This is a genomic window from Pseudoalteromonas sp. DY56-GL79 (assembly GCF_041414765.1).
Lineage (GTDB): Bacteria > Pseudomonadota > Gammaproteobacteria > Enterobacterales > Alteromonadaceae > Pseudoalteromonas > Pseudoalteromonas piscicida.
The window spans coordinates 46,821-59,187 of the sequence record NZ_JANHZS010000036.1; the positions used below are offsets into that span (position 1 = coordinate 46,821).

Annotated in this window: 11 protein-coding genes; 10 read left to right on the plus strand and 1 reads right to left on the minus strand. The window is 45.0% G+C overall.

Translation table 11 applies throughout. The features are described 5' to 3' along the window. Positions 1-110: 110 nt before the first annotated feature. The gene (locus NO992_RS21520; protein ID WP_371380414.1) at positions 111-1,187 is read right to left on the minus strand and encodes a PepSY-associated TM helix domain-containing protein; all 1,077 of its coding nucleotides are present in this window, start codon (positions 1,185-1,187) and stop codon (positions 111-113) included. Between the two features lie 248 nt (positions 1,188-1,435). Here NO992_RS21520 and leuS point away from each other — a divergent pair, with 248 nt between their 5' ends. The 10 genes from leuS to NO992_RS21570 are packed head-to-tail and all read left to right on the plus strand — an operon-like array spanning position 1,436 to position 11,989. Beyond that, complete coding sequence (leuS, locus tag NO992_RS21525; RefSeq protein ID WP_371380403.1) at positions 1,436-4,024, plus strand: leucine--tRNA ligase; 2,589 nt, start codon at positions 1,436-1,438, stop codon at positions 4,022-4,024. Next, the gene (gene lptE / locus NO992_RS21530; RefSeq protein ID WP_017216350.1) at positions 4,008-4,520 is read left to right on the plus strand and encodes an LPS assembly lipoprotein LptE; all 513 of its coding nucleotides are present in this window, start codon (positions 4,008-4,010) and stop codon (positions 4,518-4,520) included. Before leuS ends, lptE begins: the two co-directional genes overlap by 17 nt. Further along, entirely contained in the window at positions 4,520-5,563 is a 1,044-nt protein-coding gene (gene holA, locus NO992_RS21535; protein ID WP_371380405.1) for a DNA polymerase III subunit delta, read from the plus strand. Before lptE ends, holA begins: the two co-directional genes overlap by 1 nt. Next, the gene (nadD, locus tag NO992_RS21540; protein ID WP_253105515.1) at positions 5,560-6,195 is read left to right on the plus strand and encodes a nicotinate-nucleotide adenylyltransferase; all 636 of its coding nucleotides are present in this window, start codon (positions 5,560-5,562) and stop codon (positions 6,193-6,195) included. The genes holA and nadD overlap by 4 nt, the downstream gene beginning before the upstream one ends. A 52-nt stretch (positions 6,196-6,247) precedes the next feature. Continuing rightward, positions 6,248-6,565: a ribosome silencing factor gene (rsfS, locus tag NO992_RS21545; protein ID WP_010372036.1), complete on the plus strand. Its 318-nt coding sequence runs from the start codon at positions 6,248-6,250 to the stop codon at positions 6,563-6,565. A 1-nt stretch (position 6,566) separates the two neighbouring features. Beyond that, positions 6,567-7,037 (plus strand): 23S rRNA (pseudouridine(1915)-N(3))-methyltransferase RlmH, encoded by a 471-nt coding sequence (gene rlmH / locus NO992_RS21550; protein ID WP_010372039.1) that lies wholly within the window; start codon positions 6,567-6,569, stop codon positions 7,035-7,037. Between the two features lie 2 nt (positions 7,038-7,039). Then, a complete protein-coding gene (gene mrdA, locus NO992_RS21555) occupies positions 7,040-8,908 on the plus strand; it encodes a penicillin-binding protein 2 (RefSeq protein WP_371380408.1) in 1,869 nt (622 codons plus the stop codon). Beyond that, on the plus strand, positions 8,905-10,011 hold the full coding sequence (gene rodA / locus NO992_RS21560) for a rod shape-determining protein RodA (protein ID WP_017216356.1): 1,107 nt from the start codon (positions 8,905-8,907) through the stop codon (positions 10,009-10,011). The genes mrdA and rodA overlap by 4 nt, the downstream gene beginning before the upstream one ends. Beyond that, positions 10,011-10,784, plus strand: coding sequence for a septal ring lytic transglycosylase RlpA family protein (locus tag NO992_RS21565; protein ID WP_253105514.1), 774 nt, complete (start codon positions 10,011-10,013; stop codon positions 10,782-10,784). Before rodA ends, NO992_RS21565 begins: the two co-directional genes overlap by 1 nt. Positions 10,785-10,825: 41 nt before the next feature. Further along, on the plus strand, positions 10,826-11,989 hold the full coding sequence (locus tag NO992_RS21570; protein WP_010372052.1) for a serine hydrolase: 1,164 nt from the start codon (positions 10,826-10,828) through the stop codon (positions 11,987-11,989). Positions 11,990-12,367 lie beyond the last annotated feature (378 nt).

A 12,367-nucleotide genomic window follows, 5' to 3' on the forward strand; every position in this document is an offset into this window, starting at 1 on the left:
AAAACAAGGCGAATGTGAATAATTTGCACTACCCTTTACTGAAAAATTATCCTACTCTGCACCACTTTTTGCAATTATATCTACATAACAGTAACTTAGAGTGAAGTTAATTACCTCTTCCTGCGATGGCGTTGTAACCAAAAATACAGGCCGGATACCGTGAAAAAGGTCGGAGCTAAGGCAAGCATTAACCAGACAAATTGCACGATGGGGCCAGCAAAATCACCAATATGAAACTTGTACTTAAAGTTCCAAACTTGCGTAGCGACTCCCGCTTTTGATGCATCATATTGCGCCACTACCTCACTGTTATAAGGGTTTACCCAAACCCAGCTATAGGCATGACTTTCGCCTGGATTTTGAACTCTGTAAGCGATGCTGTCGGACGCTTTGTCAGGCATATAGATACGGAACAACTGACTGTCTGGGAAGGTAGATTTCGCGCGTGTTGTAGCGCTATTTAAATCATAGGGTAAGCCATGAAAATTAACCGCAATAGTAGGCGGTTTTGGTCTTGCTTCGACCTCATCAAAGCTTAACCACTCAACCACAGCCTTGGTTTGCGGCTGCCAGTTAAACGCCATACCACTGAAAGCAATGAGCAGGATAGGTAAAAGCAAATATACACCCAATACGGTGTGTAACTGATAAAGCAGGATCCTTAGCTTAGCTTTTGGTTTTATCACTAGCCGTTTCAAACGATTTTTAGGCTTTACCCAAAGATAAAAACCCAGCACTAGCTCAATAATAAGTACAAGTGCACAAATAGATACCCAATCTCTAAGCGGCTTTTTGTTGTCAGCATCTTCAAACAACAACCAACGATGTAGCGCCATCGTATAACCGTATAGCGTAGAGTAATACTCGTAGCGATGAAGGATCTTGCCACTGTAGGGGTTAACGCTGACATAATCACCGCTAGACAACTTCAGTTGCCACGCCAAATCCGGTTGCTGCTCAGGCATAAACAGTGAAACTTTTTCAGCGGTTGTAGATTCAACTGAGGTGACTATTTGCTCTACCCCAAGAGGCTTAGACTGCGGCTCAACTCGCCACAACTGAGGCTGGGTAAGGTATTGAATATCTTTGGCGTATATAAGCAGTGCCCCAGTTAAGCTTAAGCAAATAATAAATGCACCAACCACTAGCGCCATTACTAGGTGAGCACGGCGTAACCACAATTTTATCAAGGGAATTCTCAAACTTCTTTCGATATTTAGCAATAGTAAGTGATAATAACTCTTACTTGCAACAGCACAAAATTTACGCTTTTACCGCTGCTGGTCTTCGCGTAGTTTATCTCCACTTCAACACGCTCTTTCGTCCGCGACAATCGACTAAAATAATTCCACTCTAGGTGCTGTGATTGCTGGCCAATTTCGGGTATGCTATCGAGCAATTTTCTATTAATTTTGCCAGATGTTTGGAAACCTAGATGCAAGAGCAATATAACCCGCAAGATATCGAAGCCAAAGTACAGTCGTACTGGGAAGAAAACAATACCTTCAAAGTTGTCGAAGACGAAAGTAAAGAGAAGTACTACTGTCTCTCAATGTTCCCATATCCAAGTGGTCGCCTCCACATGGGTCACGTACGTAACTACACCATTGGTGATGTGGTTTCTCGTTTCCAACGCCTACAAGGCAAAAACGTTATGCAACCTATGGGTTGGGATGCGTTTGGTCTTCCAGCTGAAAACGCAGCAATTAAAAATAATACTGCACCGGCGAAATGGACCTACGAAAATATCGACTACATGCGCAACCAGCTTAAGTTACTTGGTTTTGGTTACGACTGGGATCGTGAAATCGCGACTTGTCACCCTGAATATTACAAATGGGAACAGTGGTTCTTCACTAAGCTTTACGAAAAAGGCTTAGTATATAAAAAGATGTCAACGGTAAACTGGGATCCAGTTGACCAAACAGTACTGGCAAATGAACAGGTAATTGACGGCCGTGGTTGGCGCTCTGGTGCCATTGTCGAGCAAAAAGAAATTCCACAATGGTTTATTAAGATCACCGATTATGCACAAGAGTTACTGGATGACTTAGACAAGCTTGACCACTGGCCTGAGCAAGTTAAAACCATGCAGCGTAACTGGATTGGTCGCTCAGAAGGCGTTGAAATCGACTTTAAACGTGCCGACAACGACGAAAGCTTCACCGTATACACCACCCGCCCTGATACCTTTATGGGCGTGACTTATGTGGCAGTTGCGGCAGGTCACCCAATCGCTCAAGAAGCGGCGAAAAACAGTGATGCGATCTCTCGTTTTGTTGAAGAGTGCAAAAACACCAAAGTTGCCGAAGCGGATATGGCAACAATGGAGAAAAAAGGCATCGCAACTGGCTTTACAGCTATCCACCCACTCACAGGACAAGAAGTGCCAATTTGGGTGGCTAACTTTGTACTAATGGATTACGGCTCAGGTGCCGTGATGGCAGTACCGGGTCACGACCAACGTGACTATGAGTTTGCAACCGCTTATGGTCTTGAGATCAAACAAGTTATTCAACCTCTAGCCGGCGCAGAAGTAGAAGCTAATCTGGCTGAAGCGGCATTTATCGAAAAAGGTACGCTTATAAACTCTGGCGAGTTCGATGGCCTAGACTTTGAAGGCGCATTTAACGCCATCGCGACTAAACTAGAATCACTTGGCGTAGGTAAACGTAAAGTAAACTTCCGTCTTCGCGATTGGGGTGTAAGCCGCCAGCGTTACTGGGGTTCGCCAATCCCAATGTTAAACAAAGAAGATGGTTCTGAGCTTGCTGCACCTGAAGACATGCTCCCTGTTCGTCTACCTGAAGACGTAGTCATGAATGGAGTAACTTCACCGATTAAAGCAGATCCAGAATGGGCAAAAGCAACAATAAATGGTGAAGCGGTATTCCACGAAACCGATACATTCGACACCTTTATGGAATCATCTTGGTACTATGCACGTTACTGTAGCCCACGCTACGATGAAGGTATGCTTGAACCAGGTGCTGCAAACTACTGGCTACCAGTAAACCAATATATTGGTGGTATTGAGCACGCTATCTTGCACTTGTTGTACTCGCGCTTCTTCCACAAGTTGCTACGTGATTTCGGTTTAGTAAACTCTGATGAGCCATTTGAGCGTCTACTGTGTCAAGGCATGGTACTTGCGGACACTTACTACCGCAAAGACGAGAAAGGCGGCGATATTTGGATCGCACCAACTGACGTATTAACTGAGACTGACGACAAAGGCCGCATCACTAAAGCGTGGCATAAAGAAGACGGCGAGCCGGTATTCTCTGCAGGCATGAGCAAAATGTCTAAGTCGAAGAACAATGGTATTGACCCGCAAACGGTTATCAAGCAATACGGCGCTGACACGGTTCGCTTATTCATGATGTTTACGGCTCCACCAGAGCAAACGCTTGAATGGTCTGACTCAGGCGTTGAAGGTGCGCACCGTTTCCTTCGTCGTATTTGGAAATACGCGGTTGACGTAAAGCAAGCAGGCACTGCCGAGCTTGATTTAAGCAAACTAAATGCAGCGCAAAAGACACTACGTCGCGATATCCACAAAGCCATTGCAAAAGTGACAGACGATATCGAACGCCGTCAAACGTTCAACACGGCAATTGCGGCGGTGATGGAGCTTTCAAACAAGCTTATCAAAGCGCCACTGAGCGATGAGCAAGACATTGCACTAGCAAACGAAGCGCTAGAAGCCATGGTGATCATGCTTGCGCCTATCACACCGCACATGTGTCACGAATTATGGGCTGAGCTAGGCAAAGCTGGCGATATCCTTGATGCGGCATGGCCTGTTGTTGACCAAAGTGCGCTCGTTGAAGATGAAAAGCTTATCGTTGTACAAGTCAACGGTAAACTGCGCTCTAAAATCACCGTGGCGGCAGATGCAACGCAAGAACAAGTTGAAGCGATTGCATTTAGCGAAGAAAACGTCACTAAGTTTACTGACGGCAAGACCATCCGTAAGGTGATCTATGTTCCTGGTAAGCTACTTAATGTGGTTGCAAACTAAGATGCGTAGCCTATTTTGGCACACCAGCAAGCTAGCAGTTTTGCTAGCTTGCTTGTTCGTGGCGAGCTGTGGTTTTCACCTCAAGCAAGCCTCTTATCTGCCTGACGATCTAAAAGAAATCACCTTAAGCGGTGACGACAAGCGTTCAGCCTTGTTTGAACAGCTACAGTCCGATCTTCAGCGCGCTCAGGTATCCCTTACGCCAAAAAATACCAAACAAGCCGCTGAGTTGTACTTGTACAATGACTCACTTGAACGTCAAACACTCAGTTTGTTCAAAAATGGTCAAGTTGCTCAGTATGAACTGGCATATCGCGTGTCATACCGTTTGAGTCGTCCGGGCCAAGAACCCGTTAAACAAATGTTCGAGCTGTATCGCAACTATCAGGACGACCCAGACAATGCATTAGCAAAAGCAAAAGAGCTTGAGCTGATCCTAACCGAGATGCGTCGTCTTGCAAGCCAACGTATTATTCGAGAGTTGTCGCAACTGTAATGCGTTGTTATACCAATCAACTCTCCAATTACCTAAATAAAGGGCTTGCCCCTTTTTATCTGGTCTTTGGTGAAGAACCCTTTCAGCAAGGCGAATGTGCACTTGCCATACGAACCGCAGCTAAGCAACAAGGCTTTGACGAAGTCATTAAATTTGCTCTACTTCCGGGATTTGACTGGCAAGAGCTCAGTGCGCAGTACAACAGTATGTCTTTGTTCAGTGCGCGTACGCTCATCGAGTTCGACTTTAACGAGCAAAAAGTTCCTACCCAAGGTGTTGCAGTTTTGAAGTCTTTGGCCGAACAGCTCAATCCAGATGTCGTTGTTATTTTTAAAGGACTGGGCGCGGGTCAAGACATTCAACGCACAGCTTGGTTCAAAGCATTAGAGCCTAAAGGCCTGTTCGTCCCTTGCTATGCGTTAACGGGCCGTCATCTTGAACGTTGGTTTGATGACGAATGTAAGCGGCTGAAGCTGTCGGTGTCTCCACAAGGCAAGCGCGCCCTCCTCGTCGCCACAGAAGGCAACTTGCTTGCAACGCATCAGGAGCTCGAAAAGCTCTCCTTACTATTTGGTAAAAACCCGGTTGATGAACAGCAATTGCTGAGCGGCTTATTAAATCAATCTAAGTTCGATATCTTTGATTTAAATACCGGATTGCTAAGTGGCAACCCTAAACAAATCATCAAAGTATTGAATAAGCTCGCAAGCGATAATGTAGAGCCCGCGAGTATTCTCTGGACCTTGCAAAACCAAGCACGCACCCTGCTGGGTGTTAAAACCTTGTGGCAAACCGGCACTACTCTTGCAGATGCCTATAAAAAGCATAATGTCTGGAAAAATCAGCAAACCATCACGCAGCAAGCGTTAGATAGATTAACGCTAGAGCAGATGAAACAGTTGCTTTGTATGATGGCAGACTTTGATACCGCATATAAAGAAGCCAGGCTCACTGCGCCATATCAAGCTCTAGCACACATCGCGCTGGCCTTTGCTACACCTATCACGATGCCGCTACCAATTAGCCAGAGTGAGCATGTATGATAGCTTTGTTTGGTGGTACTTTTGATCCTCCGCATTTAGGTCATTTAAATATGGCGATGCGTTGCGTCGACGAGTTAAGTCTGGCTGAGTTAAAGTTTTTACCTTGTGCCATACCGGTTCATAAGCAAAAGCCCAGCATCAGTGACGAGCATCGCCTAGCGATGGTTGCAAATTTGCTATCAGGGCAACAAAAACTGGTTATTGATAGACGTGAGCTTGACCGACAAGGACCCTCTTACAGCCTGCTAACCCTGCAAGAACTACGTAACGAATATCAGGACCAGCCGATTTTATTTTTAATGGGTATGGACTCGTTTAATAGCCTGCACACTTGGTATCAATGGCAAGAAATCACAAAGCTGTGCCATCTTGTGGTGTATCAACGCCCAAAAGAACATTGCTCACCAGATGCTAAAGTCTCGGCTTATTTAGCCAAAGCACGCACAGATAACTTAAATAAGCTCCAAACCACCAAGGCTGGACATTGCTATTTCCTTCACGGTGAGCAAAAAGACATTGCATCGAGTACAATAAGAGCTGCAATTGCACAGCATGACAAAGAATATTTGGAACATTGGCTGCCTGCTTCTGTCATAGATTATATAAATAGCCATGGCTTGTATGCTGATTAACCCTATAAAGCATGTTAAAATCGCCGATTATTTGAAATACAGAGACAAAAACTTGGATTCACAACAGTTATTAGATTTCGCGCTAGACAAAGTAGATGATATGAAAGCGCGTGATATTGTTAAGCTCGACGTTCGCGAAACTTCTTCAATCACCGATTACTTAGTGATCTGTACAGGCACCTCAAAACGCCATGTACAATCGATTGCCGATCATGTCGCAAAAGAAGCACGTCATGCTGGAGAAACACCAATTGGCCAAGAAGGTCAAGACGTTGGTGAGTGGGTATTGGTTGATTTGGGCGACGTTGTTGTTCACGTAATGCAAGACCAAACCCGTGATTTTTATGACCTAGAAAAGCTGTGGGGCTAATGTGAAGATCCAACTCATTGCAGTAGGTACCAAAATGCCGAAGTGGGTTGAAACTGGCTTCACCGAATATCAAAGACGCTTTCCCAAAGATATGCCACTGGAGTTAATTGAAATTAGCGCTGGCAAACGGGGGAAAAACGCAGATATTAAACGCATTTTGCAACAAGAAGGTGAAAAAACCTTAGCCGCTATTCCAAAAGGCAATCGCATCGTAACCTTAGAAGTGACTGGCAAGCCATGGGATACACACCAACTTGCGAGCAATATGGAAAAGTGGCAGTTGGACGGTCGTGATGTTAGCTTACTGATTGGCGGCCCTGAAGGGCTTGCACCAGAATGTATTGCTGCGGCTGAACAAAAATGGTCATTATCAAACTTAACCCTACCCCACCCTTTGGTGCGTATAGTGGTTGCCGAGAGCTTGTATCGCGGCTGGAGTTTAAATAACAATCACCCTTACCACAGAGAATAATAATGATAAAAAAACGGCCGACGATTAGGGATCATTCTGCCGAGGCTAACCTCTTTGCGAGACGGGCCTTTGTCGGCTTTGTTTTTGTCGTTATTATTGTTGGGATCTTGTTTCACAATGTCTACAAGCTTCAGGTAACCGAGCACGAGACCTATCGCACCCGCTCCAACGATAACCGTATTAAAGTCATTCCGGTCGCCCCTAATCGTGGTCTGATTTACGACCGCAATGGTGTCTTGCTCGCCGAAAACCGCCCTGTTTACAACCTTGAAGTGATCCCAGAAGATGTCGAAGATCTCGAAGCATCATTAGCTTCTGTACGTCAACTCATCGAAATTTCTGAGCAAGAAGTAGAAGATTTCAAAAAGGAAATCAAGCATAACCGTCGCTTCAAAAGCCAAGTATTAAAGGGTCGTCTGAATGAAGAAGAAGTTGCGATTCTTTCGGTTAACCAACACCGTTTGCCAGGCTTTAGTGTTGAAGCTCGATTGTCCCGTTATTATCCTTATGGCGATACCCTCACACACGCCCTTGGCTATGTCGCAAAGCTCAATAAAGAGGAACTCTTTGACCTCGAACTAGCAGGCAAAGACACTAACTATCGTGCCACTCATGATATCGGTAAGCTCGGCGTCGAGAAGTTTTATGAAGAACAGCTACACGGTATTGTGGGCTCTCGCCGCGTCGAGGTGAATAATCGCGGCCGTATCATTCGCACGCTAAGCATGGAAACGCCACAACCAGGTAAAGACTTGGTGCTAACGCTTGATATCGGCTTGCAACAAATCGTCCAACATGTACTAAAAGACACCCGAGGCGCGATCATCGTTATGGATCCACGCGACGGCGGAATTTTAGCGCTCTATTCTAACCCAAGTTACGACCCGAATCTGTTCGTTCACGGGATCAGCGGCAAAGACTATCGAGCCTTACTCAACCCAGACAGACCGCTTATCAACCGTGCAACTCAAGGCCGTTATGCTCCTGCTTCCACAGTGAAACCCCATCTTGCAGTGCTTGCACTGGAAGAAGGTGTTGTCACCGAAACAACCAAAATTTGGGATCCCGGCTTTTTTCAAATTCCCAATGTAAAACATAAATGGCGTGACTGGCGCCCTTGGGGCCATGAGCATGTTGATGTGTATAAGGCTATTGAACAGTCTTGTGACACCTATTTTTACGAAACCGCATATAAACTCGGCATAACCAAAATTAGCGACTTTATGAACCAGTTTGGCTTTGGTGAGCTTTCGGGTATCGATATTCATGAAGAAACCTCTGCCATTTTGCCATCGGTAGAATGGAAAAGAGAACGTTTTAAAGAGTCGTGGTACCCGGGAGATACGATTTCTGTTGGGATAGGACAAGGCTACTGGACTGCCACGCCAATGCAAATAGCGAACTCGCTGAGCATTTTGGTCAATAAAGGTATACACCGCCAACCGCACTTAGTACAAATTTCTAAGCAAGACACTGAAGTGGAACAACTATTTACGGAAGAAAAACCACCCGTTGTGTTGAAAAACCCTTATCACTGGGATATTGCATTAAAAGCCATGCACAACACAGTAAAAATAGGTACCGCAAAAAGCGCATTTAAGGGCGTGACCTATGACCACGCAGGTAAAACAGGTACCGCACAAGTTGTCAGCATTGCTCAGGGCGAAAGATACGATGCCAAAAAGCTAAAAGAAAAACACAGAGACAATGGTATCTACGTAGGTTTTGCACCTTTTGATGACCCTCAAATTGTTATCACTGTGGTTGTCGAAAACCAAGGTGGTGGTAGTGCTATCGCAGCGCCAATGGCACGACAAGTGATGGATTATTACTTTTCAGCCTACCCGCTTGATAAGGAGCAACAGCAATGAGCCCGCTGAATAAGCCGCGTTCGCTATTTGAAAAAGTCCATATCGACCTACCGTTATTTGCAGCCTTGATCACTATGATGATTGGTAGTCTCGCGATTGTTTATAGTGCTAGTGGACAAGATATGGGCATGATGATGCGCCACGGCACACGCATGTTTGGTGCGTTAGTTGCCATGCTATTTATGGCGCAGTTTTCCCCCAATACACTTAAGCGTGTGGCAATTCCCGTTTACCTTTTAGGGCTTGGTATGCTCGTCGCCGTGCTGTTTTTTGGAGTCAGTAGTAAAGGGGCTCAGCGCTGGCTCGATTTAGGTGTAACCCGCTTTCAACCTTCTGAAATAATGAAGCTAGCAGTGCCCATGACGGTCGCTTGGTTTATTGGCCGCTCTCACTTACCTCCTAGTATTTTGAATTTAACAATCGGCTTTGTGATTGTGTTAGTGCCAACTATCCTGATCAAAGAGCAACCCGACTTAGGTACTTCTATCTTAATCGCCAGCTCAGGTATTTTTGCGCTCTTTTTAGCTGGGTTAAGTTGGCGTTTAATCGGCTCTGGTTTGTTACTTGCGGTCCCCGGCGGCTATGCGTTTTGGCATTACGGAATGCATGCCTATCAAAAGCAACGTGTTCTGACCTTTTTAGATCCAGAAAGCGACCCGCTGGGCTCTGGTTACCATATAATCCAATCGAAAATTGCGATAGGCTCCGGTGGCGTGGAAGGCAAAGGTTGGCTACATGGCACCCAATCTCAATTAGAGTTTTTACCCGAGCGCCATACCGACTTTATCTTCTCGGTGCTGAGCGAAGAATTTGGCTTGTTGGGCGTCACTATTTTACTCAGCTTGTATCTTTTTATAATTGGTCGTGGATTGTATATCGCAGTGCAAGCACAAGACGCTTTCAGTAAACTGCTTGCGGGAGCACTGACGTTGACCTTCTTCGTCTATGTTTTTGTAAATATTGGAATGGTTTCTGGTCTTTTGCCAGTAGTAGGTGTACCACTGCCCCTAATTAGCTATGGTGGCACATCGATGGTGACCTTAATGGCCGGTTTTGGCATTATTATGGCAATCGCAACAGATAAGAGGATGTTGTTAAAATAATGACAGTTCGTATTACCCTAATTTCAAAACTGGTTTTAGTATTGGCCCTGTTAAGCGTGCTCAGCGCTTGTGGTAGCCGTTATCATATTCGTCATGATAAAGCGCCATTGCGCGAACCTACCGAACTGGAAATGCAAGATGCCATTGTCACCAACGAGAAAAAGAGCGTGAGTGCCAATCGCCCCTACACGGTACTTGGAAAACGTTACACGCCAATTTCGGACGAGCATGGGTATCAGCAACAAGGTATCGCCTCTTGGTATGGCCGTAAATTCCACGGCTACCACACCTCCAATGGTGAAATTTTTAATATGTTCGATATGACAGCGGCACATAAAACACTGCCACTCCCTAGCTTCGCTAAAGTAACAAACTTAGACAACGGACGCTCTGCCATCGTTAGAATTAACGACCGAGGTCCATTCCACGACGATAGATTAATCGACCTATCTTACGCAGCAGCCTATAAGCTAGGCTATCACCTTCAGGGTACAGCGCGCGTTAAGGTCGAAGCCATTACTCTATCGCGCGAGTCTCCAAGGCTAACCTATGTACAAGTTGCTGCTGGCAGTAAACTTGAGAACATACAGTTATTAGCAGGTCAGTTAAAACAAGAATTCGGGTTAGGTACACCCATCACGTTTGAAAACAACCTGTACAAGCTTAGAGTCGGCCCAATTACCGACGACAATCAAGCACAATCTTTACTAAAAACCTTACAACAAGGTCAATTTAGTCGTGCTTTCTTGCTTTACAGTGAGCAGGAACTTTAGAATAACCGCAATGAATGCCGATAAACAAAAAAGCGAGCATAATGACTTCTATCAAACCAAAAATCGTTAAAAAAGTCCTTGGACTGGTGTGCACTTTCTCTATTATGAGTGCCAGCGCACAAATTATTCCTTCGCCGCCGCAGATCAATGCGAAAGGCTATTTCCTTGTAGATTTCACAACTGGAAAGGTGATTGCAGAAGGTGAAGCCGATACTAAGCTAGCGCCAGCAAGTTTAACCAAAATGATGACCAGTTATGTTATTGGTACTGAAATCGCGGCAGGTAACATTAGTCCATCTGATCAGGTCACCATTAGCGAAAAAGCGTGGGCTAAGAATTTTCCTGGTTCATCGGTGATGTTTATCGAAGTGGGTAAGCAGGTCAGTGTTGATGATTTAAACCACGGGATCATTATTCAATCAGGTAATGATGCTTGTGTTGCAATGGCCGAGCATATTGCTGGTAGTGAAAGTGCGTTTGCCGATCTGATGAATGCGCATGCTGAAAAACTGGGGATGACTAATACCCACTTTATTAACAGCCATGGTTTAGATACTGATGAGCATTACACCACCCCAAGAGACATGGCAACACTCGGGGCGGCGCTTATTCGTGATGTACCTGATGAATACGCTTTATACAAGAAAAAGTCTTTTTCATACAACGGCATAAAGCAATATAACCGTAACTCATTACTTTGGGATGCAAGCCTTGAAGTGGATGGCATAAAAACCGGCCACACCTCAGATGCAGGCTATAGCCTTGTTACTTCAGCGGTTAAAGATGATATGCGTCTTGTTGCAGTAGTCATGGGCACAGAGAGTGAGCGTGCACGTAAAGTTGAAAGCAAAAAGTTGCTTAACTACGGCTTCCGTTTCTTTGAAACCATTACTCCTTACCAAGCTGGTGACGCTTTTGCCGATCAGCGCGTATGGATGGGTAACAAAGAAACCGTATCGCTTGGCATTATGGAAGACACGCCAATCACTATTCCACGTGGTCAAAGCAAGAACTTAAAGGCTAACTTTGAGCTAGATAAAACACTCGAAGCGCCGCTAGCAAAAGGCACTAAGGTTGGTACTTTGTTCTTACAGCTTGAGGGTGAAGACGTAGCACAATACCCGCTGGTTACGCTTGAAGAGATCCAAGAAGGTGGATTCTTTAGCAAGATCTACGACTATCTACGTTTACAGATCTCGCAATAATTTCTTATCTGATAAGCCAGCCGAGACAGACCGGTTGGCTTATCTTTTCTGAAAACTTATTTATTTCCCTTAGCTTCCCAGACATCCTACTTTCTAATCTAAGCCCCCTTTTCAACATAGCACACGGCTGAAAAACCACTTTAATTTTACAATTTAAAAACAATTTGCAATAATTGATTTTAGGTACAAACTCGAACTATAAATAAAAGGATATTTAAATGATGATGGTGACAACCGCGGTAATAATGGTGAAGTGTAGAAACTCCTCATGACTGAGGAAATAATGACGGCGGTGGCAGTACAGGGGCGGAGCATACTTTGATTACTTATAAGCCAAAGAACACCTGTGCCCTAAATTTGTCGTTCCAGCCAGCGGTT